Origin of the sequence: Neisseria macacae ATCC 33926 (genome assembly GCF_022749495.1) — a bacterium.
In the GTDB taxonomy this organism is placed as follows: domain Bacteria; phylum Pseudomonadota; class Gammaproteobacteria; order Burkholderiales; family Neisseriaceae; genus Neisseria; species Neisseria macacae.
On record NZ_CP094241.1, the window covers coordinates 2,709,305 to 2,732,827 of the forward strand.

Annotated in this window: 35 protein-coding genes, 1 rRNA gene and 1 pseudogene; 7 read left to right on the plus strand and 30 right to left on the minus strand. The window is 47.4% G+C overall.

Annotated elements, in window-relative coordinates:
• Positions 1–17: 17 nt before the first annotated feature.
• The 27 genes from rpsD to MON40_RS13015 all read right to left on the minus strand — a co-directional run bounded on the left by rpsD (position 18) and on the right by MON40_RS13015 (position 12,872).
• Positions 18–638 (minus strand): 30S ribosomal protein S4, encoded by a 621-nt coding sequence (rpsD, locus tag MON40_RS12885; RefSeq protein ID WP_003742907.1) that lies wholly within the window; start codon positions 636–638, stop codon positions 18–20.
• Positions 639–653: 15 nt separating this feature from the next.
• Positions 654–1,049: a 30S ribosomal protein S11 gene (gene rpsK / locus MON40_RS12890; RefSeq protein ID WP_002216249.1), complete on the minus strand. Its 396-nt coding sequence runs from the start codon at positions 1,047–1,049 to the stop codon at positions 654–656.
• A gap of 19 nt (positions 1,050–1,068) precedes the next feature.
• Positions 1,069–1,431, minus strand: coding sequence for a 30S ribosomal protein S13 (gene rpsM, locus MON40_RS12895; RefSeq protein ID WP_003749295.1), 363 nt, complete (start codon positions 1,429–1,431; stop codon positions 1,069–1,071).
• Positions 1,432–1,496: 65 nt separating this feature from the next.
• Positions 1,497–1,610: a 50S ribosomal protein L36 gene (rpmJ, locus tag MON40_RS12900; protein WP_003697674.1), complete on the minus strand. Its 114-nt coding sequence runs from the start codon at positions 1,608–1,610 to the stop codon at positions 1,497–1,499.
• 19 nt (positions 1,611–1,629) lie between these two features.
• The gene (gene infA / locus MON40_RS12905) at positions 1,630–1,848 is read right to left on the minus strand and encodes a translation initiation factor IF-1 (protein WP_002215452.1); all 219 of its coding nucleotides are present in this window, start codon (positions 1,846–1,848) and stop codon (positions 1,630–1,632) included.
• Positions 1,849–1,852: 4 nt separating this feature from the next.
• A complete protein-coding gene (secY, locus tag MON40_RS12910; protein WP_049230002.1) occupies positions 1,853–3,166 on the minus strand; it encodes a preprotein translocase subunit SecY in 1,314 nt (437 codons plus the stop codon).
• Between the two features lie 13 nt (positions 3,167–3,179).
• The gene (gene rplO / locus MON40_RS12915; RefSeq protein WP_003775851.1) at positions 3,180–3,614 is read right to left on the minus strand and encodes a 50S ribosomal protein L15; all 435 of its coding nucleotides are present in this window, start codon (positions 3,612–3,614) and stop codon (positions 3,180–3,182) included.
• A gap of 1 nt (position 3,615) precedes the next feature.
• Positions 3,616–3,801: a 50S ribosomal protein L30 gene (gene rpmD / locus MON40_RS12920; RefSeq protein ID WP_003759717.1), complete on the minus strand. Its 186-nt coding sequence runs from the start codon at positions 3,799–3,801 to the stop codon at positions 3,616–3,618.
• Positions 3,794–4,312, minus strand: a complete 519-nt coding sequence (gene rpsE / locus MON40_RS12925; RefSeq protein ID WP_003684704.1) for a 30S ribosomal protein S5 — start codon at positions 4,310–4,312, stop codon at positions 3,794–3,796. Before rpsE ends, rpmD begins: the two co-directional genes overlap by 8 nt.
• 17 nt (positions 4,313–4,329) lie before the next feature.
• Positions 4,330–4,683: a 50S ribosomal protein L18 gene (rplR, locus tag MON40_RS12930; protein WP_003775849.1), complete on the minus strand. Its 354-nt coding sequence runs from the start codon at positions 4,681–4,683 to the stop codon at positions 4,330–4,332.
• Positions 4,684–4,696: 13 nt separating this feature from the next.
• Positions 4,697–5,230, minus strand: coding sequence for a 50S ribosomal protein L6 (gene rplF, locus MON40_RS12935; protein WP_003775847.1), 534 nt, complete (start codon positions 5,228–5,230; stop codon positions 4,697–4,699).
• Positions 5,231–5,243: 13 nt separating this feature from the next.
• On the minus strand, positions 5,244–5,636 hold the full coding sequence (rpsH, locus tag MON40_RS12940) for a 30S ribosomal protein S8 (RefSeq protein ID WP_003759723.1): 393 nt from the start codon (positions 5,634–5,636) through the stop codon (positions 5,244–5,246).
• Between the two features lie 14 nt (positions 5,637–5,650).
• Positions 5,651–5,956 carry a 30S ribosomal protein S14 gene (gene rpsN, locus MON40_RS12945; protein ID WP_003684736.1) on the minus strand — a complete coding sequence of 102 codons (306 nt, stop codon included), beginning with the start codon at positions 5,954–5,956 and terminating at the stop codon, positions 5,651–5,653.
• Positions 5,957–5,958: 2 nt separating this feature from the next.
• Positions 5,959–6,498 carry a 50S ribosomal protein L5 gene (gene rplE, locus MON40_RS12950; RefSeq protein ID WP_003759725.1) on the minus strand — a complete coding sequence of 180 codons (540 nt, stop codon included), beginning with the start codon at positions 6,496–6,498 and terminating at the stop codon, positions 5,959–5,961.
• Positions 6,499–6,507: 9 nt separating this feature from the next.
• Positions 6,508–6,831 carry a 50S ribosomal protein L24 gene (rplX, locus tag MON40_RS12955; RefSeq protein WP_003759726.1) on the minus strand — a complete coding sequence of 108 codons (324 nt, stop codon included), beginning with the start codon at positions 6,829–6,831 and terminating at the stop codon, positions 6,508–6,510.
• A gap of 11 nt (positions 6,832–6,842) precedes the next feature.
• Entirely contained in the window at positions 6,843–7,211 is a 369-nt protein-coding gene (gene rplN, locus MON40_RS12960; RefSeq protein ID WP_002215434.1) for a 50S ribosomal protein L14, read from the minus strand.
• A gap of 225 nt (positions 7,212–7,436) precedes the next feature.
• Positions 7,437–7,700, minus strand: coding sequence for a 30S ribosomal protein S17 (rpsQ, locus tag MON40_RS12965; RefSeq protein WP_003707145.1), 264 nt, complete (start codon positions 7,698–7,700; stop codon positions 7,437–7,439).
• Complete coding sequence (gene rpmC, locus MON40_RS12970; protein WP_003675882.1) at positions 7,700–7,891, minus strand: 50S ribosomal protein L29; 192 nt, start codon at positions 7,889–7,891, stop codon at positions 7,700–7,702. Before rpmC ends, rpsQ begins: the two co-directional genes overlap by 1 nt.
• Positions 7,891–8,307: a 50S ribosomal protein L16 gene (gene rplP / locus MON40_RS12975; protein WP_003675880.1), complete on the minus strand. Its 417-nt coding sequence runs from the start codon at positions 8,305–8,307 to the stop codon at positions 7,891–7,893. The genes rpmC and rplP overlap by 1 nt, the downstream gene beginning before the upstream one ends.
• Entirely contained in the window at positions 8,291–8,986 is a 696-nt protein-coding gene (rpsC, locus tag MON40_RS12980; protein WP_003675878.1) for a 30S ribosomal protein S3, read from the minus strand. Before rpsC ends, rplP begins: the two co-directional genes overlap by 17 nt.
• Before the next feature lie 9 nt (positions 8,987–8,995).
• A complete protein-coding gene (rplV, locus tag MON40_RS12985) occupies positions 8,996–9,325 on the minus strand; it encodes a 50S ribosomal protein L22 (RefSeq protein ID WP_003775844.1) in 330 nt (109 codons plus the stop codon).
• Positions 9,326–9,333: 8 nt separating this feature from the next.
• A complete protein-coding gene (gene rpsS, locus MON40_RS12990) occupies positions 9,334–9,612 on the minus strand; it encodes a 30S ribosomal protein S19 (RefSeq protein WP_002215422.1) in 279 nt (92 codons plus the stop codon).
• A gap of 5 nt (positions 9,613–9,617) precedes the next feature.
• Positions 9,618–10,451, minus strand: a complete 834-nt coding sequence (gene rplB, locus MON40_RS12995) for a 50S ribosomal protein L2 (RefSeq protein ID WP_003742892.1) — start codon at positions 10,449–10,451, stop codon at positions 9,618–9,620.
• 5 nt (positions 10,452–10,456) lie between these two features.
• On the minus strand, positions 10,457–10,771 hold the full coding sequence (gene rplW, locus MON40_RS13000; protein ID WP_002231529.1) for a 50S ribosomal protein L23: 315 nt from the start codon (positions 10,769–10,771) through the stop codon (positions 10,457–10,459).
• Positions 10,768–11,388: a 50S ribosomal protein L4 gene (gene rplD / locus MON40_RS13005; protein ID WP_002218573.1), complete on the minus strand. Its 621-nt coding sequence runs from the start codon at positions 11,386–11,388 to the stop codon at positions 10,768–10,770. Before rplD ends, rplW begins: the two co-directional genes overlap by 4 nt.
• Positions 11,388–12,032: a 50S ribosomal protein L3 gene (gene rplC, locus MON40_RS13010; protein WP_002215400.1), complete on the minus strand. Its 645-nt coding sequence runs from the start codon at positions 12,030–12,032 to the stop codon at positions 11,388–11,390. Before rplC ends, rplD begins: the two co-directional genes overlap by 1 nt.
• 336 nt (positions 12,033–12,368) lie before the next feature.
• On the minus strand, positions 12,369–12,872 hold the full coding sequence (locus MON40_RS13015; protein WP_003765304.1) for a hypothetical protein: 504 nt from the start codon (positions 12,870–12,872) through the stop codon (positions 12,369–12,371).
• 378 nt (positions 12,873–13,250) lie between these two features.
• On the opposite strand from MON40_RS13015, the gene pyk reads away from it, so the two are divergent.
• The 7 genes from pyk (at position 13,251) to efeB (ending at position 21,676) form a co-directional block, all read left to right on the plus strand.
• Positions 13,251–14,723, plus strand: a complete 1,473-nt coding sequence (gene pyk / locus MON40_RS13020; RefSeq protein ID WP_003765311.1) for a pyruvate kinase — start codon at positions 13,251–13,253, stop codon at positions 14,721–14,723.
• A gap of 430 nt (positions 14,724–15,153) precedes the next feature.
• Positions 15,154–16,566: an OmpP1/FadL family transporter gene (locus MON40_RS13025; RefSeq protein ID WP_039862677.1), complete on the plus strand. Its 1,413-nt coding sequence runs from the start codon at positions 15,154–15,156 to the stop codon at positions 16,564–16,566.
• Between the two features lie 463 nt (positions 16,567–17,029).
• Entirely contained in the window at positions 17,030–17,182 is a 153-nt protein-coding gene (locus MON40_RS13030; protein ID WP_242925941.1) for an ABC transporter permease, read from the plus strand.
• A 426-nt stretch (positions 17,183–17,608) separates the two neighbouring features.
• Positions 17,609–18,055 carry a hypothetical protein gene (locus MON40_RS13035; RefSeq protein WP_155814837.1) on the plus strand — a complete coding sequence of 149 codons (447 nt, stop codon included), beginning with the start codon at positions 17,609–17,611 and terminating at the stop codon, positions 18,053–18,055.
• Positions 18,056–18,069: 14 nt separating this feature from the next.
• On the plus strand, positions 18,070–18,906 hold the full coding sequence (gene efeU, locus MON40_RS13040; RefSeq protein ID WP_003775827.1) for an iron uptake transporter permease EfeU: 837 nt from the start codon (positions 18,070–18,072) through the stop codon (positions 18,904–18,906).
• Positions 18,907–18,980: 74 nt separating this feature from the next.
• Positions 18,981–20,144: an iron uptake system protein EfeO gene (gene efeO / locus MON40_RS13045; RefSeq protein ID WP_039862671.1), complete on the plus strand. Its 1,164-nt coding sequence runs from the start codon at positions 18,981–18,983 to the stop codon at positions 20,142–20,144.
• A 263-nt stretch (positions 20,145–20,407) separates the two neighbouring features.
• A complete protein-coding gene (efeB, locus tag MON40_RS13050) occupies positions 20,408–21,676 on the plus strand; it encodes an iron uptake transporter deferrochelatase/peroxidase subunit (RefSeq protein WP_003775822.1) in 1,269 nt (422 codons plus the stop codon).
• Positions 21,677–22,020: 344 nt separating this feature from the next.
• On the opposite strand, the pseudogene MON40_RS13055 reads toward efeB, so the two are convergent.
• The 3 genes and pseudogenes from MON40_RS13055 to rrf all read right to left on the minus strand — a co-directional run.
• Positions 22,021–22,425 (minus strand): annotated as a pseudogene (locus MON40_RS13055) (transposase); the annotation flags it as partial.
• 268 nt (positions 22,426–22,693) lie between these two features.
• A complete protein-coding gene (locus MON40_RS13060) occupies positions 22,694–22,984 on the minus strand; it encodes a ComEA family DNA-binding protein (protein WP_009313167.1) in 291 nt (96 codons plus the stop codon).
• 350 nt (positions 22,985–23,334) lie between these two features.
• Positions 23,335–23,448 (minus strand): 5S ribosomal RNA (gene rrf / locus MON40_RS13065).
• Positions 23,449–23,523: the final 75 nt, after the last annotated feature.

Below are 23,523 nucleotides of genomic sequence, written 5' to 3' on the forward strand. Positions count from 1 at the left end.
CCCTCACTGAGCTAGCGTTATTTAGAGTAGAATTCTACCACCAGCTGTTCATTAATATCGCCAGTTAATTCTGAACGATCCGGCATATTTTTAAATACGCCTTCCAATTTGTCTGCATCAACAGAAACCCAGCTTGGTAAACCGATTTGAGTTGCCAGACTTAAAGCTTCCTGGATACGAACCTGTTTTTTAGCTTTCTCACGAACAGCTACAACATCACCGGCTTTAACTTGGAAAGAAGGAATATTTACAACCTGACCGTTAACGGTAATTGCTTTATGAGAAACCAGCTGACGTGCCTCAGCACGAGTCGAGCCAAATCCCATGCGATATACTACATTATCCAAACGAGACTCTAACAATTGCAGCAGTAATTCACCAGTAGAGCCTTTACGTCGATCTGCTTCTGCAAAATAGCGACGGAATTGACGTTCCAATACGCCATAAATACGACGAATCTTTTGCTTCTCACGTAATTGCAAACCATAGTCGGACAAACGCGGTTTTTTTGCGCCGTGCTGACCAGGAGCGGAGTCCAGTTTACATTTAGAATCCAAAGAACGACGAGCGCTCTTCAAAAATAAATCAGTACCTTCACGGCGTGCTAATTTACATTTAGGGCCAATATAACGTGCCATGTTTCAATCACTCCTTTAAATACGACGTTTTTTAGGCGGACGGCAACCGTTATGAGGCAACGGAGTAACGTCGGTAATACTGGTAATTTTAAAACCAAGAGCGTTGAGTGCACGTACAGAAGACTCTCGACCGGGACCAGGGCCTTTTATACGAACTTCTAAATTTTTAACGCCATATTCTTGGGCAACTTTACCAGCTGCTTCTGCAGCCACTTGAGCTGCAAACGGTGTACTTTTACGAGAACCTTTAAAACCAGCGCCGCCAGAGGTAGCCCAAGACAATGCATTGCCTTGACGGTCAGTGATTGTAATGATGGTATTGTTGAAAGAAGCATGTACATGCACAATACCTTCGCTTACGGTTTTACGTACTTTTTTACGTACACGCGAAGCTGTGTTTGCTTTAGCCATTAATAAAATTCCTTAAAAATTATTTTTTACCAGCAATCGCTTTACGCGGACCTTTGCGGGTACGAGCGTTTGTGCGAGTGCGTTGACCACGACAAGGCAAACCTCGACGATGACGGAAACCACGGTAACAACCCATGTCCATCAATCGTTTGATGCTCATCGTTACCTCACGGCGCAAATCGCCTTCCACTTCATACTTGGCAACTTGTTCACGCAAAGCGTCTAATTGAGCCTCGTCCAAATCTTTTGCTTTTGTAGTGGGAGCAATATTTGCTGCCTCGCAAATTAATTTAGCACGAGTAGCACCGATACCATAAATAGCCTGCAAGCCAATTACGATATGTGCATTATTAGGGATATTTACCCCTGCAATACGAGCCATATTTTTTCCTTTAAACGGCAAAGTTCGTCACTATACCACAAAGTCTTGCTAAAAGAAAAGTTCCCTTAACCTTGACGCTGTTTGTGACGAGGATCAGTACAAATTACACGAACCACTCGATTACGACGGATAATCTTACAGTTGCGGCAAATTTTCTTTACAGACGGTTGTACACGCATTATCTTTCCTTATATCGTTTTATCTAGCTCGGAAGACAATCCGAGCTCGAGTTAAATCATAAGGTGTCAGTTCTACCGTCACCTTATCCCCAGGAGAGATCCGGATATAGTGCATACGCATTTTCCCGGAAATATGACCTAATACAATATGGTCATTCTCAAGCTTTACTTTAAAAGTTGCGTTAGGTAGAGTTTCAAGAATCTCCCCCTGCATTTGTATGGTATCTTCTTTAGCCATAATTCTACTTACGTGATAAAGATTTCATATCAAGACCGCTCATTAAACTCTCATATTGCTGAGTCATGCGGTAAGAGTTAATTTGGGTACTAAAGTCCATTGTCACCACGACTAAAATCAGTAAAGATGTACCACCCAAATAAAAAGGAACATTCAAAGCTGTTGTCAAAAATTCTGGAATTAAACAAATAGTTGTAATATATAATGCACCAAACAAAGTGAGGCGTAATACAACCTGCTCCAGATACTGAGAAGTTTGCTTACCAGGTCGAATTCCCGGCACAAAAGCACCGCTTTTCTTCAAATTCTCTGCCATTTCTTTTGGACTAAAAACCAAGGCTGTATAAAAATAGCAGAAGAAAATAATTGTCACTGTAAATAACAAAATATATAAAGCTTGCCCATGCTGAAGCAAACCAGCAATTTTATGCAACAAACTACCGGTATCATTAGAACCAAACCAGCTTAACAAAGTGGATGGAAACAAAATAATACTTGACGCAAAAATAGGAGGAATGACGCCTGCCATATTCAACTTAAAGGGCATATGTGTATTAGAACCTTGCATTACACCACTACCAACTTGGCGTTTCGCATAATGCACGGGAACTTTACGCTGTGCACTTTCAAAATATACAACAATATAAATTAATAGCAATGCACCAATAACGATTGACACAGCCGTAGGCATACCAATTGATCCTTGACTCGTTAAAGCTAATAATCTTGCTATACCGGAAGGAATACCGGCAGCGATACCAGCAGTAATAATCAAGGAAATGCCATTCCCAATCCCGCGCTCCGTAATCTGCTCACCTAACCACATCAGGAACATTGTACCTGTGACTAAGCTCACTACCGTAGAAATATGGAACTCCAAAGAATTAGTGACAACCACACCTTGCTGGAATACAAAGGTAGCTACACCAAAACTCTGTAAGATGGCTAATAGCACTGTACCGTATCTTGTATATTTTGTAATAACTTTTCGACCTGCCTCCCCTTCCTTTTTTAATGCCTTTAAAGAAGGAATAATTTCAGAGGCCAACTGAACAATTATTGATGCTGAAATATATGGCATTATGCCAATTGCGAATATACTAAAGCGCTCTAACGAACCACCAGAAAACATGTTCAACATGCCTAGTATGCCGTTCCCAGCGCTTTCGTATAATTTAGCTAAAGCAACAGCATCTACGCCAGGTACAGGGATATGGGCACCAATACGAAAAACAATTAACGCCCCTAAAAGAAACGTTAGACGTTTTTTCAGATCTCCAAATTTGGACAAGCCTGATAAAGATTGTTGATTAGCCACTATAATGCAAGCCTTATTCTTCCACTTTACCACCAGCAGCTTCAATTGCTGCTTTAGCCCCTTTAGTGGCTTTAATGCCCTTCAGGACAACAGCTTTTGAAAGCTCACCAGAGGCAATAACTTTCACATTGGAAACAGTTGTAGGAACCAACCCAGCTTGCTTGAGAACTAATACATCAATCTCATTCACAGCGAGTAAGTTCAATTCACTCAAACGAATCTCAGCGTTAGCAGCAGCAGTCAAAGATTTGAAACCACGTTTTGGCAGGCGACGTTGCAAAGGCATTTGACCACCTTCGAAACCTACTTTATGAAAACCACCAGAACGGCTTTTTTGACCTTTATGACCACGGCCACCAGTTTTACCTAAACCACTACCAATACCACGACCTACACGACGACGAGCGTGAGTAGCCCCCTCAGCAGGTTGAATAGAATTTAGAAACATATCAAGACTCCACTTTCAACAAGTAGCTGATTTTGTTAATCATACCACGGTTTTCAGGGGTATCTAAAACCTCTACTGTATGCTCACGATGGCGTAAACCTAAACCACGAGCACATGCACGATGAGATTCAATTGTACCAATCAGGCTCTTCACCAATGTAACTTTAATCTTTTTTTGCTCAGTCATGGTTTGCTCCCAAAATGTCTTCTACTGTTAGGCCACGTTTAGCAGCGATATCAGCAGGTGTATATAACTTAGACAAGCCATCTAATGTAGCTCGTACAATGTTATAAGGGTTTGTAGAACCATGCACTTTAGCAGAAATGTTATGAATACCCATAGCATCAAAAACTAAGCGCATAGGACCACCTGCCTTTACACCACTACCTTCTTTAGCGGGTTGCATAAAGACTTTAGTAGCGCCATGACGTCCAATAACCTCATGATGAATCGTACCATTTTTTAGAGGTACTTTAATCATAGAGCGACGAGCCTGATCCATTGCTTTTTGAACAGCTACCGGCACTTCTTTTGACTTACCTTTACCCATACCAATACGACCATCCCCATCACCAACAACAGTTAGCGCAGAGAAAGCCATGATACGACCACCTTTAACTACTTTAGTTACGCGATTAACTGCGACCATTTTTTCAATCAGGCCGTCACCACGTTCTTCAATTTCATGTTTTGCCATCTGAAAGTCTCCAATTATTAGAAGCTTAAACCATTTTCACGTGCAGCTTCAGCCAAAGCTTTCACTCGACCGTGATATTGGAAACCTGAACGATCAAAAGCAACTTTTTCTACGCCTACTGCTTTAGCTTTCTCAGCAATGCGCTTTCCTACTACTGCAGCCGCCTCGACGTTGCCACCAGATTTCAGACTACCACGCACTTCAGCTTCCAATGTAGAGGCTTGAGCCAATACTTTATCACCTTCAGCACTAATTACTTGAGCATAAATATGATTATTGCTACGGAACACACATAATCTTACCATTTTCAAGTCCGCAATACGTGCACGGGTTTTGCGTGCACGACGGAGTCGGGTTGTATGTTTATCCATTAGTGAACCTCAATTATTTTTTCTTGGCTTCTTTCATCACTACCACTTCACCTACATAACGAACACCCTTACCTTTATAAGGTTCAGGAGAACGGAATGCACGAATTTCAGCAGCGACTTGACCAACTACTTGTTTATCTGCACCAGTCAAAACGATCTCTGTTTGGCTAGGAGTTTGAACAGAAACACCTTCAGGCATTTCATATACGATTGGATGAGAAAAACCCAAAGACAAATTCAAAACTTTGCCTTGAGCTTGAGCACGGTAACCCACACCAATCAATTGTAGTTTTTTCTCAAAACCTTCTGAAACACCTTTGACCATATTATTAACTAATGCACGAGCAGTACCTGACATAGCATTTGCCTGCTTACTGTCATTTTTTGCAGCAAAAGTTAATTTACCATCGTTTAATTCAATGACGACATTAGAAGGCAAAGGAAAGGCCAACTCGCCATTCTTACCCTTGATAACCAATGCTTCTGTTCCAAATTTTACTTCTACACCAGCAGGAACAGTCACTGGGTTTTTTGCGACACGTGACATTTACTTTTCTCCACTAGGCTACGATGCACAACAACTCACCACCGACGCCCTCAGAACGAGCCTTGCGGTCAGTCATCACACCTTTAGAAGTACTAACGATAGCGATACCCAATCCATTCATAACATTGGGAATTTCGCTAGAAGCTTTGTAAATACGCAAACCCGGACGTGAAACACGTTTAATTTGCTCAATCACAGGACGGCCTGCATAATATTTCAATTGAATTTCCAATACCGGCTTCGCATCAGCAGAAACCGAAAAATCCTCGATATAACCTTCCTCTTTCAAGACTTTTGCAATTGCACATTTTAATTTAGAGGAAGGCATGGCAACTGCTACCTTATTGGCACGTTGCGCATTACGAATACGAGTCAACATATCGGAAATAGGATCATGCATACTCATTATTAATACTCCTATTACCAGCTAGCTTTAACAACACCAGGAATCTCGCCACGCATAGCGATTTCGCGGATTTTAATACGACCCAAACCGAATTTACGGAAAGTACCACGAGGACGACCTGTCAAAGCACAACGACGGCGTTGACGTACAGGAGCTGCATTACGCGGAATGGATTGGAATTTCAGACGAGCTTCAAAACGCTCCTCTTCAGTTGCATTCGCATCATTAATAACAGCAAAAATTGCCTCACGTTTGGCTGCAAACTTTTTCGCCAGGGCTTGACGTTTCAGTTCACGATTAATAAGTGCTTTCTTAGCCATGATTATCCTTTAAACGGAAACTTGAACAGTGACAATAAAGCTTTAGCTTCCTCATCAGTTTTTGCAGTAGTTGTAATAGTAATATTCAAACCACGCAAAGCATCAATTTTATCGTATTCAATTTCCGGGAAAATGATTTGCTCGCGAACACCCATGTTGTAATTACCACGACCATCAAATGATTTGCCACTTACACCACGGAAGTCACGTACACGAGGTAATGCAATAGTAATCAAACGATCCAAGAATTCAAACATTTGATCACGGCGCAATGTTACTTTGCAACCGACAGGATAATTATCGCGAATCTTAAAACCTGCGATAGATTTACGAGCAACAGTAACGACTGGTTTTTGACCAGCAATTTTCTCTAAGTCAGATACCGCGTGTTCCATAACTTTTTTATCTGCAACAGCTTCTCCGACACCCATATTTAAAGTAATTTTTTCAATACGGGGAACTTCCATTACTGACTTGTAACCAAATTGTTTAATCAGTTCAGGAACAACTGTATCTTTATAAAACTCTCTCAAACGAGCCATGTTATCTCCTTATGCTCCAATAACAGAGCCATTTGATTTGAAGAAACGAACGCGCTTAACTTTGCCTTCATTCTCAATCAGTTTAATACCAACACGGTCTGCTTTATTAGTTTCCGGATTCAGGATTGCAACATTAGAAATATCCAACGGCATTTCTTTAGCAACAATACCACCCTCAATACCACGCATCGGATTAGGTTTTTGGTGACGTTTTACGACGTTAATACCTTCAATAACAACCTTGCCACCTAATACGCGAACTACTTGACCTTGCTTACCTTTATCCTTACCAGTGATCACAACAACTTGGTCACCTTTAATGATTTTATTCATCGCGCTATTCCTTATAATACTTCAGGCGCTAATGAAACGATTTTCATAAATCGCTCAGTACGCAACTCACGGGTTACCGGACCAAAAATACGGGTACCCAGAGGTTCAAGTTTATTGTTTAACAACACGGCGGCGTTGTTATCAAATTTAATCAACGCGCCATCAGGACGACGCACACCTTTAGCAGTACGAACAACAACTGCATTGTACACATCACCTTTTTTAACACGACCACGCGGGGCCGCATCTTTAACTGCGACTTTAATAATATCGCCAACAGAAGCGTAGCGACGCTTAGATCCGCCCAACACTTTGATGCACATCACACGACGCGCACCAGAGTTATCAGCCACATCTAAGATGGTCTGCATTTGAATCATATTAGTACCTTTAAATTAACCAACTTAATTTACCATTTTCATATAACTCGCCCACTTATTTCAATTGAGCTAACTAAATGAAACCATCACGGTTCTAGTAAACCAGTCTTGGATCCCGAAGGGAAGAAACTTCCAGAAGAAACTGAAAGATAAGAAACGAAGTTTACACGCAAATTCACTTTGGCGCAACACTTCGTTTCTTATTAAAGCTAACTGTCTTAAATTTTAAACAGTACGTGCTTTCTCAACCAGTTCTTTAACAACCCAAGATTTGGTTTTTGACAGTGGACGAGATTCCGCAATTACTACAACATCGCCAATTCCATATTGATTATTTTCATCATGGGCATGGATTTTAGTTGATAAACGGATAATTTTACCGTACAGAGGATGTTTTACTTTACGTTCAACCAATACTGTCACAGTTTTGTCCATTTTGTCGCTTACCACTTTGCCTTGCAAAGTACGAACATTTTTATTTTCGCTCATTACTTAGCACCTTTTTCAGTTAAAATGGTTTTAATACGAGCAATATCGCGACGTACACGTTTTAATTCGCTTGGTTTACCCAATTGACCAGTTGCGTTTTGCATACGTAAGCCAAACTGAGCTTTCAACAAGTCCAACAAATCTGCATTTAATTGCTCAATAGATTTGTCTTTCAATTCATTTGCTTTCATTATTGACCTACCTGTCTTACTACAAAGGTCGTAGGAATAGGCAATTTGGCAGCAGCTAATTCAAATGCTTCACGAGCCAAAGCCTCTGGAACACCGTCCATCTCATACAACACTTTGCCTGGTTTGATTTCGGCAATGTAATATTCCACGTTACCTTTACCGCCACCCATACGAACTTGAATAGGTTTTTCAGTAATTGGTTTATCAGGGAATACACGAATCCAAATACGACCACCACGTTTAATGTGGCGAGTCATTGTACGACGAGCAGCTTCGATTTGGCGGGCAGTCAAACGACCGCGACCAACGGCTTTCAAACCGAACTCACCGAAACTTACTTTGTTACCGCGGGTAGCAATACCAGTATTGCGACCTTTTTGTTGCTTGCGGTATTTCAGTCTAGTTGGCTGCAGCATTACGTCCACCTGCCTTTCTTTGTTTCTTTTCATGCTCAGGTTTAGCTGAAGTCTTTACATTACCTTCAGTATATACCCAAACTTTCAGACCCAGCACGCCATAAGTAGTATGAGCTTCGCTAGTTGCATAATCTACGTTTGCGCGCAAAGTATGCAGAGGTACTCGACCTTCACGATACCATTCGCTACGAGCAATATCTGCACCATTCAGACGACCTGAGGTCATAATCTTGATACCTTTTGCTCCTGAACGCATAGCATTTTGCATAGCGCGTTTCATAGCACGGCGGAATTGAACGCGTTTTTCCAATTGCTGAGCAATACCATCAGCAATAATTTGTGCATCCAATTCAGGTTTACGGATTTCTTCGATATTCACATGAACAGGCACGCCCATCAAGGCTTGCAAATCACGTTTCAGAACTTCGATATCCTCACCTTTTTTACCAATTACTACGCCCGGACGGGCAGAGTGGATGGTAATGCGTGCAGATTTTGCAGGACGTTCAATAACTACGCGACCAACAGAAGCATTCGCCAATTTTTTACGCAGGTAGTTACGAACATCAATGTCTTGTTTCAAAACAGCAGAAAAGTCGGTGCTTTTAGCAAACCATTTTGAAGCCCAGTCTTTAGTTACCGCCAGGCGAAAGCCTGTAGGGTTAATCTTTTGTCCCATAGCTTTTCCTTAGTTGCCCACTGTCACATTGATATGACAAGTTTGTTTTTCAATGCGGTTACCGCGACCTTTGGCGCGAGCTTGGAAACGTTTCAAGCTTGGACCTTTGTCAACAAAGATAGTTACCACTTTCAACTCATCAATGTCGGCACCGTTATTGTGCTCGGCATTAGCAATAGCTGATTCCAATACTTTTTTAATCAACTCAGCACCTCTTTTAGGACTGAAAGTCAAAATATTCAAAGCTTGGGCAACGTCTTTACCGCGAATCAAATCAGCTACCAAACGAGCTTTTTGAGCTGAAATACGGGCATTTTTATGTTGTGCATTTACTCTCATGATTCACCTTATTTCTTTTTAGCCTTTTTATCAGCCAAGTGGCCTTTAAAGGTACGGGTCAATGAGAATTCACCTAATTTATGACCAACCATGTTATCGCTGATAAACACAGGCACATGGGTGCGGCCGTTGTGCACAGCAATGGTCAGACCGATAAAATCAGGCAGAATGGTAGAACGACGAGACCAAGTTTTAATCGGGCGCTTGTCGTTGCTTGCACGAGCAGCATCTACTTTTTTCAGCAAATGCAGGTCTACATATGGGCCTTTTTTCAATGAACGAGCCATACTAATTAACCTTTATTTGAGTAACGACGACGAACAATCATGTTATCCGTGCGTTTGTTATTACGAGTGCGGTAGCCTTTAGCAGGAGTACCCCATGGGCTAACCGGTTCGCGAGCTTCACCGGTACGACCTTCACCACCACCATGCGGGTGATCGACAGGGTTCATGACAACACCACGAACGGTCGGACGAATACCGCGCCAACGATTGGCACCGGCTTTACCGATTTTTTTCAGGCTTTGCTCTTCGTTACCGACTTCACCAATGGTTGCACGGCAATCTACGTTGATTTTACGAACTTCACCAGAGCGCAGACGGACTTGAGCGTATGCACCTTCTTTAGCCAACAATACCGCAGAAGCGCCGGCAGAACGTGCGATTTGCGCACCTTTACCAGGTTTCATTTCGATACAGTGGATAGTCGTACCAACGGGGATGTTGCGGATCGGCAGGGTGTTACCTACTTTGATGGCAGCTTCAGCACCGGAAACCAATACAGCACCAGCTTGAATACCGCGAGGAGCGATGATGTAGCGACGCTCACCGTCTGCATAGCACAACAGTGCAATGAAAGCAGTACGGTTAGGATCGTATTCGATACGCTCTACTTTTGCAGGGATACCGTCTTTGTTACGTTTAAAGTCTACAACACGGTAATGGTGTTTATGACCGCCGCCTTTGTGACGGGTGGTGATATGACCATTATTGTTACGACCGGCAGTAGAATTTTTCTTTTCGAGCAAAGGTGCATAAGGCGCACCTTTGTGCAAACCTTCTGTTACCACGCGAACCATGCCGCGACGGCCTGCAGAAGTTGGCTTCATTTTAACGATTGCCATTTTGTTTATTCCTTATCTGCAGCTGCAGCAGCGGCTTCCAAATCCAACTCTTGACCGGCAGCCAAGCTTACATAAGCTTTTTTAACATCGCTGCGGCGGCCCAAAGTACGACCAAAACGCTTAGTTTTACCTTTAGTGGTAACGGTAGTTACAGAAGCAACTTGAACACCGAACAGCAGCTCAACAGCCGCTTTGATTTCAGGTTTGGTTGCATTTGCCAAAACTTTAAACGTCATTTGGTTGCGTTTTTCAGCCAATACGTTGCTTTTTTCAGAAACGATAGGTGCCAAAATCACTTGAGTCAAACGTTGTTGATTCATACCCATTGCTCCTCTAATTGTGCAACTGCATCTTTAGTGATGATTACTTTTTTGTAACGCAGCAAGCTGTAAGGATCAACTTGTTGAGCTTCCAAAACCAACACGTTTGGCAAGTTGCGTGAAGCCAAGTAAACATTCTCATCGAGCTGTTTGGTTACAAACAGCACTTGCTCCAGACCCAGATTTTTCACTTGTTCAGCAAAAACTTTGGTTTTAGGAGTTTCAGCAGTCAATGCCTCGATCGCAAACAAACGCTCGTCACGGGCCAATTGGGACAGGATAGTCGCCATACCGGCGCGGTACATTTTACGGTTTACTTTTTGAGTGAAGTTTTCGTCGGGTTTGTTCGGGAACGCACGACCACCTTTACGCCACAGCGGAGAAGAAGTCATACCGGAACGGGCACGGCCGGTACCTTTTTGACGCCATGGTTTTTTGGTTGAGTGTTTTACTTCGGCACGGGTTTTTTGAGCACGGTTGCCAGAGCGGGCGTTTGCCAAGTAGGCATTTACCAGCTGATGAACCAACGCTTCATTGTATTCGCGAGCGAACAAAGCATCAGAAACAGACAGACTGCCTGAAACTTGTCCTTTAGCGTCAATTACTTTCAATTCCATTACGCACCTACTTTCACGCTAGGACGAACTACAACATCGCTGTTGACCGCACCCGGAACAGCACCCTTAACCAACAGCAGTTGGCGTTCTGCATCAACACGGACAACTTCCAGTTTTTGGACAGTTGCTTTGGTGTTGCCGTATTGACCGGCCATGCGTTTACCGGGGAACACGCGACCTGGGTCTTGCGCCATACCGATAGAACCTGGAACACGGTGAGAACGGGAGTTACCGTGGGAAGTACGTTGGGCACCGAAGTTATGACGTTTGATCGTACCGGAGAAACCTTTACCTTTAGAGGTACCGGTTACATCGACCAGTTGACCGACTTCAAACATAGAAACGGTGATTTCGTCACCGGCTTTCAATTCAGCCAGTTTTTCTTCAGTCAAAGCAAACTCGATCAAACCGCGACCGGCTTCAACACCTGCTTTTGCAAAGTGCCCAGCTTCGGCTTTGTTGACACGGTTAGCTTTTTTCTGACCAAAGGTAACTTGAACGGCAGTATAGCCGTCAGTATCTTTGGATTTTACTTGTGTAACGCGGTTGGCAGACATATCCAAAACGGTTACCGGAACAGAAACACCCTGTTCGTCGAACACGCGGGTCATACCAACTTTGCGTCCAACCAGACCTAAAGTCATGATTATTTTCCTTTTTAAGTAAAGGGGCGGGCTACGATTGGCCTGCCTTCGGACAATGATAAAACTTGGCACATTTGTACCAAGCCCTGCACTATACCACGACAATAAAGAAGTTTTCAAGAAAAATCTTAGGCTTGCCGCAGATTATTTACCGCTATCCGACAGATTTGAGGTTTACCCAATCCATCGCTATCCTGTTCTGAATTTTGACAGTCTTAATTGTTGTTCAACGATATAAAAGGTCGTCTGAAATTTCATCTACAACAAAATTTCAGACGACCTCTTCTCAATACATGGTTATTTTACGCTACTCGGATACGTTTTATACCGAGAATGCTATTTCTGCAACTCCGTCGGTGGGTTTTGCTCGGGCTGGCGCGTGTGCAATTTATACCAACCAAACAACCGCACCAAACATAAAAAGGCAATCAAGGGCATACATAAAGCGGAAACCAAATAACGCGGGTTGCCGGTATTGAGGATGTTTCCTCCTGCCGACAGAGTTAATGCAGCATTAAACCATTCCCACAATGAAGGCACGCTGAAAGCCAACACGGCAATCAGTCCGAGCGTCCGGAAAATACCGATAGGCAAAATCTGACGTTTTAGCACTGTACGGTTTAGCTGTAACAAGACAATCAATCCGAACCCGATGATGATAACCATGCCGCCGTTTGCAACGATTTGCAGGCTGTTGAACGCGATGTCGGGCGTTACCGCCAGTCCGCCGTCTGAAGCAGGAGCCGCTTGCTGCTGAAGGTTAAGTCCTTGAACGATATTTAAAACGAAACCATAAACCATATCGGCAAGCATAATACCTATAGGCAAAGAAGTGAGCATTCGTCTTAGCATGGTTGTGTCTGATAATGATGAAAAAGATATGGATAGAAACTAATGTAGTTTCAGACGACCTATCCACTATACACATCCATTAAGAAGGGTCGTCTGAAAAGTGGCAGACGGTATTGTAGCGGATTGCCGCCTCAAACGTATGTAAAATTAAATTTAGCCTAAGTCATAAAATCCTGTAATTTTCCACCAATCATTTAACTTTGGGAGTAAAATCCCAAAATATTAATTTGCATCATGATTTACGGCTTGGATGTCTCGACGTAAGTTTTAGATTTACAATTTCAGACGACGTTGGGATGCTATTTTGTAATTTTCCAACAAAGCCGTATGCCATTTATCAACGGATTGACCGAAAGGACGCTTCACATGAGTAATGCAAAACGCGATGTAACCCGCATCAGCCACAACACCAAAATCGTCGCTACGTTGGGGCCGGGCAGCAACAATGTTCAGTTGTTGGAAGACATGATCCGTGTAGGCGGTCTAAATGTCGTCCGTTTCAACTTCAGCCACGGCACGCCTGAATTCCATCAGGAAAACGCCCGCATCGTGCGTGAAGCAGCAAAACGCGCGGGACAGGAAATCGCCATCCTCGCCGACTTGCAAGGTCCGAAAATCCGCGTCGGCAAAATCGCCGGCGGCAGCATCGAATTGAACAAAGGAGAAACGCTGGTTCTTGATGCCGCACTCGAAGGCGAAGGCACGCGCGACGCGGTCGGTTTGGACTACCGCGACCTGCCTAATGATGTCGTTGCGGGCGATGTTTTGTGGTTGGATGACGGTTTGCTGACTTTGACTGTGGAATCCGTTGAAGGCAGTAAGATTGTTACTAAAGTTGAAAACAGCCATGTTTTGAAAAGCAACAAAGGCATCAATAAACGCGGCGGCGGTTTGTCCGCAGGTGCGTTGACCGAGAAAGACTTCCGCGACCTGAAAACTGCGATTGCCATCGGTTGCGACTACCTCGCCATCAGCTTTGTGAAATCCGCCGAAGATTTGCACACTGCCCGCGCCAAAGTCGAAGAAGAAATGAAAGGCAGCACTGCGGTTCGCCCCGGCTTGGTTTCCAAAATCGAACGTGTGGAAGCGATTGAAAACTTGGACGAAATCATCCTCGCCAGCGACGGTATCATGGTGGCGCGCGGCGACTTGGCGGTCGAAGTCGGACACGCAGCCGTCCCCGCCCTGCAAAAACGCATGATCCGCCGCGCACGCGAGTTGCGCCGCTTCAGCATTACGGCAACCCAAATGATGGAATCCATGATTACCAACCCCGTCCCGACCCGCGCGGAAGTCAGCGACGTGGCAAATGCGGTATTGGACGGCACCGATGCGGTGATGTGTTCCGCCGAAACCGCCGTCGGTGCGTATCCGTTTGAAACCGTCAGCCAAATGGCGATTATTTGCGCGGCTGCGGAAAAAGAACAAGATTCGCTCAACGGCGTTGCCGAACAGGTCGATTATCCCGAAGCCGTCAGCACCAACTTGGCGATTGCCGGCGGCGCGGTCAGCGTGGCGCGCGCGGTTCACGCCAAAGCCATCGTCGCCCTGACTGAAAGCGGTTCGACCGCCTTCGAAGTCAGCCGCCACAACATCACCTTGCCGATTTTCGCGCTGACCCCGAGCATTTCCGCCCAACGCCGTATGGCGATGTACCGCGGCGTGCGCCCGCTGATTTTGGCGACCAGCACCGACCACGATACCGCGCTGAACGAAGTGGAAGCCATGTTGGTCGAACATAAAATCTTAAGCTCCGGCGACCAATACATCATCACCAGCGGTTCGCAAATGCGCGAATCCGGTTCGACCAATACGCTGGAAGTATTGCGCGTTAAATAATCGACACGCAAACGGCAGATAAACAAGAGGTCGTCTGAAAACTTGGAAACGGGTTTTCAGACGACCTTTTGTTTTCTTTCCGTCAAAATAATCCCGCAATGACATCTTTACCACAGTCCCACCCTCTCCTATCTACGCAACACACGAGTTTTTCCGAAAGCGTCCAAAAATATTAGGCAAACGCGATAACGTGGTATAGAATCGAGTACCTACACTAATCAAACGGAATGACCGTTAGGAAACAACTGTATTTTGATTGAAAACTGCCGTCCTTCAGCCTCAAAATCCGCGCAAAAACAGCTTGCAGGATTTTCGCTTCAAAGACCATCGTTTCAATTCAACATGCCGATTCCAAACCGTCAGCCCGCTCCAGACACGGAGGCGTTTGTTTCAGACGACCTCTTTATTATTTACACGCAGGTACAAGAAAATGACACACTCACCCATCAAACAAACCGTAATCTTACTCAGCGCCGTCTTCTTCTCCGGCGCCGTCCATGCTTCGGGCTACCATTTCGGTACGCAGTCGGTCAACGCGCAAGGCACTGCCAACTCTTCCGGCGCGGAAGCCGCCGACGCATCGACCATCTTCTACAACCCTGCCGGCCTGTCCAAACTCGACAGCAGCCAAGTTTCCGTCAACGCCAACATCGTCATCCCCAGCATCCACTACGAAGCCGATTCCGCAAAATACTATCAAGGCGGCGATGTTTCCGGCTCGAAAAGCGGCAAAATCACCAAAACCACCGTCGCCCCGCACTTCTACGGTGCATACAAAGTCAATGACGATGTGACTTTGGGCTTGGGCGTGTACGTCCCCTTCGGCTCTGCCACCGAATACGAAAAAGATTCCGTACTGCGCCACAACATCAACAAACTGAGCCTCACCAGCATCGACATCGAACCGGTCGTCGCTTGGAAAGCCAATGAAAACCATGCTTTCGGTGCAGGTTTGATCGCCCAATATTCCAAAGCCGAATTGCGCAAATATTCCGACTGGGATGCTTCCGGCTCCATCAGCCAACTCGCCAGCGGCCTTGCCTCACGCGCCGCCGGCCGCCCTGTCTCCGTCAGTGCGCAAGGCAAATCTGATGGACACGCCGAAGTAAAAGGCCACGACTGGGGCTTCGGCTATCAACTCGCTTGGATGTGGGACATCAACGACCGCGCACGGGTCGGCGTGAACTACCGCTCCAAAGTAACCCACACCCTCAAAGGCTCGGCAGAATGGGAAGCCGACGGCGCATACGCCCGCCGCGCTTGGGATTTGGGCGCGCTTGCCGCCCGCGGTTACGTTCCGCATGAAAAAGCAAGTGTCAAAATCGTAACCCCCGAATCGCTGTCCGTTCACGGCATGTACAAAGCCACCGACAAATTCAACCTGTTCAGTGATGTGACTTGGACGCGCCACAGCCGCTTCAACAAAGCGGAACTGGTTTTTGAAAACACCAAAAACGTCGTCAACGGCAAATCCGACCGCACCGTTATCACCCCCAACTGGCGCAACACTTACAAAGTCGCGCTCGGCGGTTCTTACCAAGTGACCGACCCGCTGCAACTGCGCGCAGGCATCGCCTTTGACCGCTCGCCCGTCAAAAACGCCGGCTACCGCATGAACAGCCTGCCCGACGGCAACCGCATCTGGTTCTCGCTCGGCGCGAAATACCATATCGGTAAAAACCACGTCCTCGATGCCGCTTACAGCCACATCCACATCAACGACACCCGCTACCACACTGCCCGCGCGACCGGCAGCGATGTGGACAGCAAAGGCGCATCCAGCGCACACTTCAAAAACCACGCCGACATCATCGGCCTGCAATACACTTACAAATTCAAGTAAGCCGTTTGTGCCGACATCAAAAGGTCGTCTGAAAACCGATATCCAGGTTTTCAGACGACCTTTTGCCATAAATTGACATCAGGAATGCTTCCTTCCGCCTCCCATCGGACGGGTACGCAGAATAAGGCCGCCGTCTCAGCCGAATGCAGACAGGATCAATATAGTGGATTAACTTTAAACCAGTACGGCGTTGCCTCGCCTTAGCTCAAAGAGAACGATTCTCTAAGGTGCTGAAGCACCAAGTGAATCGGTTCCGTACTATCTGTACTGTCTGCGGCTTCGTCGCCTTGTCCTAATTTAAATTTAATCCACTATATCAAATTGATAATTATGACGAACTTTTTACCCCGGCCCCTGCCTTAAGAAGTAAAGCAGTCCAATTATGCGAACTGTTCGCCATAAACGATAAAGGGCTTCAAAGTGAATGAATAATTTCCAAATATTTTTGTTTCTAGGCATCTTGATGATGCTTCTCACCATCCTTCTCTACAAAAAAGGTTGGGTAAAACCCGTCCAACCCGCCGAATCCGACAGCCGTCCTCCGATTTTCTGGATTTCGATAACGGTCGTCGTCATGCTCGGCATCATTTCTTTAATCAGGTGGATGGGATGGTAATCGGCATGAAGGGAAAGGTCGTCTGAAACCTCGATATTCGGATTTTCAGACGACCTTTTTGTTTAACTTATTGGTGTTCCAATATTCCCATACATACGGACAAACAGCGTTTCCGGGAAAACGTATGACGCTGATTCGCTTTGTTTTGCGGTAAATTCTGATGCTGCCTTTTGACTTGTTTAAATAATGGTTTACTGATGAAATAATAAAAATTATTTGCATTTGTATGATTCAATTTATAAACTCTTGCTTTTCAAGGCAGACAGATCACGACACTTTGTCAGACTTGGGATAAAGAGACGGCGAAATCAAATATCTGATAGATATTTTCAACGTATCAGACGGCATTTCAAACACGATATTTTCAAACAAAATTTCTACTGCCCTGTCTAACTAGGGTCGTCTGAATTTTTAGAGTGGTTTGTCATGTCTTCAATGCTGATACCAACAATTCTTTTCTTCTCTTTCTTCTTTTTTGCCTTATACCGCTCTATCGCGCCCGCGCCCGATAGGGTGTTGAACGGTGACACACTCATTTGTTTTAGCCGTAACAAGTTTTTCAGCCGTGAGCTTTTGTATTGCGGAACGCAGGGCGTGTTTGTTTATCGCGGACGGACTTTGATCGCGCATTACCGATTTGAAGAGGTCGTCAGACTGGCGAAGACCGGTTGGCACATCAACAAAATCAGCGTTTGGGAAATCGAATGCGTATCGGGCGGTAAACATGTGCGGTATACATTTTGTCCGAGGGGAAGCCTGTGGTTCGGTCACGAAGGTTTCGACAGGCTTCATAAACATATGCTGCGCGTGAATCCGGATGCAGTAAAGGCTAAATGGACCGGTTTTGGTCTTCATATTGATATTAAGTTTTAAGGTTTGTTTTATATATGTTGATTGCTTTTCTGATTATGTTGCGCGAGGGTATCGAGGCGGCTTTGATTGTCGGTATCGTCGCGGGTTTTTTGAAACAGTCGGGACATTCGCGGCTGATGCCTAAGGTGTGGCTGGGCGTGGCTTTGGCTGCGCTGATGTGTTTGGGCATCGGATACGGCATCCATTCGGCAACGGGCGAGATTCCGCAGAAGGAGCAGGAATTTGTGGTCGGCGTTATCGGTTTGGTGGCGGTGGCGATGCTGACTTATATGATTTTATGGATGAAAAAAGCCGCCCGTTCGATGAAGCAGCAGCTTCAGGATTCGGTTCAGACCGCCTTAAACCGCGGCAACGGTCAAGGCTGGGCTTTGGTCGGCATGGCTTTTCTGGCTGTGGCGCGCGAGGGGTTGGAGAGTGTGTTTTTCCTCTTGGCGGTGTTTCAGCAGAGTCCGACTTGGTCTATGCCCGTCGGCGCGGTATTGGGGCTGCTTGCCGCAGTGGTTATCGGCGCGCTGATTTATCAGGGCGGTATGCGTCTGAATCTGGCGAAGTTTTTCCGCTGGACGGGCGCGTTTTTGATTGTGGTGGCCGCCGGTTTGGTGGCAGGTTCGCTGCGCGCGCTGCATGAGGCGGGCGTGTGGAACCACCTGCAAGAGGTGGTGTTTGATTCTTCCAAATACCTGCATGAAGACAGCCCGCTGGGCGTGCTGCTCGGCGGCTTCTTCGGCTACACCGACCACCCGACGCAGGGCGAGGTGCTGGCGTGGCTGCTGTATTTGGTTCCGGTCATGATTTGGTTTCTGCACGGCAGCAGGCCCGCCGCAGTGCAGAGGTCGTCTGAAAGCCATTAGGGACTGTCGACAGCCCCTAGTGGCGCTTAAAAATTCCGTATCTCATTCTTATCAACATGCCAAAGAGGTTTGAAATGAAAAAACTCAATATAACTGCTTTATCCGTGATGCTGGCTTTGGGTCTGACCGCGTGTCAGCCGCCCGAAGCGGAAAAATCCGCGCCTGCCGCGTCAGGTGCATCAAGCGCAAATGCCGGCGGCACCGTCAACGTCGGCGTGAACGACACCGCCTGCGAACCGATGGAACTGACCGTACCGAGCGGACAAGTCGTGTTCAACATCAAAAACAACAGCGGCCGCAAGCTCGAATGGGAAATCCTCAAAGGCGTGATGGTGGTCGACGAGCGCGAAAACATTGCCCCCGGACTTTCCGACAAAATGACCGTTACCCTGCTGCCGGGCGAATACGAAATGACTTGCGGCCTCTTGACCAACCCGCGCGGCAAATTGGTAGTAACCGACAGCGGCTTTAAAGACACCGGCAACGAAGCCGATTTGGAAAAACTTGCCAAACCGCTTGCCGACTATAAAGTTTACGTCCAAGGCGAAGCCAAAGAGCTGGTTGCCAAAACCAAAGCCTTCACCGATGCCGTCAAAGCGGGCGACATCGAAAAAGCCAAATCCCAGTTTGCCGCCGCCCGCACCCACTACGAACGCATCGAGCCGATTGCCGAACTCTTCAACGAACTCGACCCCGCCATCGACGCGCGTGAAGACGACTTCAAAGACAAAACCGAAGACGCGGCCTTCACCGGCTTCCACCGCATCGAACACGCCCTGTGGGTCAAAAAAGACGTATCCGGCGTGAAAGACATTGCCGACAAACTCATGAAAGACGTTGAATCCCTGCAAAAAGAAATCGACGCCCTCTCTTTCCCGCCGAACAAAGTCGTCGGCGGCGCGGCAGTGTTGATTGAAGAAGTTGCCGGCAGCAAAATCAGCGGCGAAGAAGACCGTTACAGCCACACCGACTTGAGCGACTTCCAAGCCAACATCGAAGGCGCGCAAAAAATTGTCGAACTCTTCCGTCCGATGATTGCCGAGAAAAACAAAGCCCTGCTCGAGAAAGTCGATGCCAACTTCAAACAAGTAACCGACATCCTCGCCAAATACAAAACCAAAGACGGCTTTGAAACCTACGACAAACTCAGCGACGAAGACCGCAAAACCCTTCAGGCACCAATTAACGCCCTTGCCGAAGACCTGAGCCAACTGCGCGGCACACTGGGCCTCAAATAAACTTGACCCGCCCGTTTCAGACGACCTTTTGAAGAAATACAAGGGGTCGTCTGAAAACTTATCGCTGATGTCCTCTCCCACGCAAGGAAACTGTTGTAGCGTGGGCTTTGCCCGCGAAAACCCGAATACAGAAATCGTAGACTGGGTCGGGTTTACCAACCCAACCTGCCCCTGCTGACAGCCCTGTAGGTCGGATACTTGTATCCGACAACGCACAAACCGCGACACCTTGCCGCCATGCCAAAATACATTCAGGACAAACCATGAGCCAAGACAACTCACAACCCATCCAACCGACCAAACGCACCCTGTTCAAAACCGTCCTTGCCGCAGGCGCAGCCGGCGCGGCAGGCTGGTTCGCCGGCAAACAACAAGGCGAAACCGCCGCCGAGACCCGCAACAACGAACACTCCCCGCAAGCCTACCCCTGCTACGGCACGCACCAAGCCGGCATTACCACCCCGCACCAACTCTTCGGCATCATGTGCGCCTTCGACGTAACCGCCAAAGACCCCAAACAACTCGAAAACCTCTTCCGCACCCTCACCGCCCGCATCGAATTCCTCACCCAAGGCGGCGAATACCAAGATGGCGACGAAAAACTCCCCCCCGCAGGCAGCGGCCTGCTCGGCAAAACATTCCGCCCCGACGGGCTCACCATCACCGTCGGTGTCGGCAGCAGCCTCTTTGACGACCGCTTCGGACTCAAAGACAAAAAACCCCGCCACCTCCAAGAAATGCGCGACTTCCCCAACGACCGCCTCCAAAAATCATGGTGTGACGGCGACCTCAGCCTCCAAATCTGCGCCTTCACCCCCGAAACCTGCCAAGCCGCCCTGCGCGACATCATCAAAAACACCGCCCAAACCGCCGTCATCCGCTGGAGCATAGACGGCTGGCTGCCCAAAGCCGAACCCGGCGCCATCGCCGCCCGCAACCTCTTAGGCTTCCGCGACGGCTCCGGCAATCCCGACGTATCCGATCCCAAAATTGCCGACCAAGTCCTCTGGACGGGCATCGCCGCCAACAGCCAAGACGAACCCGCCTGGGCGAAAAACGGCAGCTACCAAGCCGTCCGCCTCATCCGCCACTTCGTCGAATTCTGGGACAGAACCCCCTTGCAGGAACAAACCGAAATCTTCGGCCGCCGCAAATACAGCGGCGCCCCCATGGACGGCAAAAAAGAGAGCGACACCGCCGACTTCGCCAAAGACCCCGACGGCAAAACCACCCCCAAAGACAGCCACATGAGGCTCGCCAACCCGCGCGACCCCGAGTTCATGAAAAAACACCTGCTCTACCGCCGCGCCTTCAACTACTCCCGCGGCCTCGCCGCCAACGGCCAGCTCGACGTCGGCCTGATTTTCATCTGCTACCAAGCCAACCTCGCCGACGGCTTCATCTTCGTCCAAAACCTACTCAACGGTGAACCGCTGGAAGAATACATCAGCCCCTTCGGCGGCGGCTATTTCTTCATCCTCCCCGGTGTAGAAAAAGGCGGCTTCCTCGCCCAAAGCCTGCTCAGCGCGTGAACACAGATTTAGGATAAACCAACCCGTAGCGTGGGCTTTGCCCACGACCTTTCACCGAACATCCGAATCCAATTATCCCTGTTCATTCTAACGGCGCAGAGGTCTTATCCGTAAAACTCTCCCTGCAAAAAGGTCGTCTGAAAACTAAGTATTCCGGTTTTCAGACGACCTTTCCGTCAAATGGGCACAGACTTGGTGCAAACCGAACCCGTAGCGTGGGCTTCGCCCACGACCTTCTCCCCAAACATCCGAATCCAATCATCTCTGTTTATTCGTGGATAGAACCCACGCTACGGGCGGCTTGGTTTTTAATCAGCATTATGAACCGTCATTCCCGCGCAGGTGGGTTTGCTGCATATTCTGAGGTTTTGCCACAAAGTGCCGCCGTTGCTTTTGTCTTGGCGGAGGTAGCGGTAAACGGTGCTGTGATGGAGTGTGATCCCGTGGTGTTTGCGCAGGTAGGCGCATACCTGTTCGGGACTGAGTTTGCGGCGGATAAGGGTGTCAATGTGTTGAATCAGCTGCGAATCGAGCTTATAGGGTTTTCGCTTACGCTGTTTGGTCAGCCGGCTTTGCCGTTGGGCTTTATCGGCGCTGTATTGCTGCCCTTGGATGCAGTACCGCTTGATTTCTCGGCTGATGGTGCTTTTGTGGCGGTTAAGCTGTTTGGCAATTTCGGCGACGGTGCAGTAGCGGGACAGGTATTGGATATGGTATCGTTCGTCTTGGGTCAGTTGTGTGTAGCTCATGGCAATCTTTCTTGCAGGAAAGGCCGTATGCTACCGCATACTGGCCTTTTTCTGTTATGGAAAGTTGCATTTCAAATGCGAATCCGCCGACCTTTCCACATAGGTTTCCCCATGCATCCTGATCTGACGGCCGAATGAAGCGGGACAGGCATGGCAGCCTTACCCGCCCGACACGAAGGCCGTCCGACTCCGGACTGGATTCGGACGGCCTTTTCATTACCGGGTCTGCAGCTGCGCACATTCCCTATTCGGGAGGGCGCACTCGGGTTTATTTTTTAGCGGCGGGGGTGGCGGCTTTGTTTTGAGCGGCCGGGGCGACGGTTGCTTCCGCCTTCAGTTTGGAGAAGATGCCCTCACCGATACCTTTGACGTTTTTCAACTCCTCGACCGATTTGAAGGCACCATGTTGTTGACGGTAGTCCACGATGGCTTTGGCTTTGGCAGGGCCGATACCGGGCAGGGCTTCCAACTCGGACGGGGAAGCGGTATTGATGTTGACGGCGGCCAGCGACAGCGAAGCGGTCAGCAGGGAGAGGGCGGCAAAGAGGAATTTTTTCATAAGAAGATACTCCATAGTTTGTGAATGCGGATGATGCCTGTGTGTGCGGCACCGTAAAATAGTTGGCTATCATATCCGTCTTACCGTTTCCTTTCAAACGATACCTGAAGATTTCTTAGTTTACTATCTCTTTATGTATTGATTCTACAACATCCCTATTTTACCCGCACCCTCCCTATCCGTCACATTTACCCGCTGCGCTATCGTCGCACCCGCCTATCTCCACTCGTGAGCAAGTAAGCCATAGCAAGAAGGCAAGGAACGGCACTGACGAGTTTCAAGTAAAGGTATGAATAAAATATGAGGTAAAAGTAAAAGCCCCCGACATCTGTCAGGGGCTTAGAATAGGTGTTTGGCAGTGACCTACTTTCGCATGGAAGAACCACACTATCATCGGCGCTGAGTCGTTTCACGGTCCTGTTCGGGATGGGAAGGCGTGGGACCAACTCGCTATGGCCGCCAAACTTAAACTGTACAAATCGGCAAAGCCTTAATCAATATATTCGGTGATGACTGAATCAGTCAGTAAGCTTTTTATT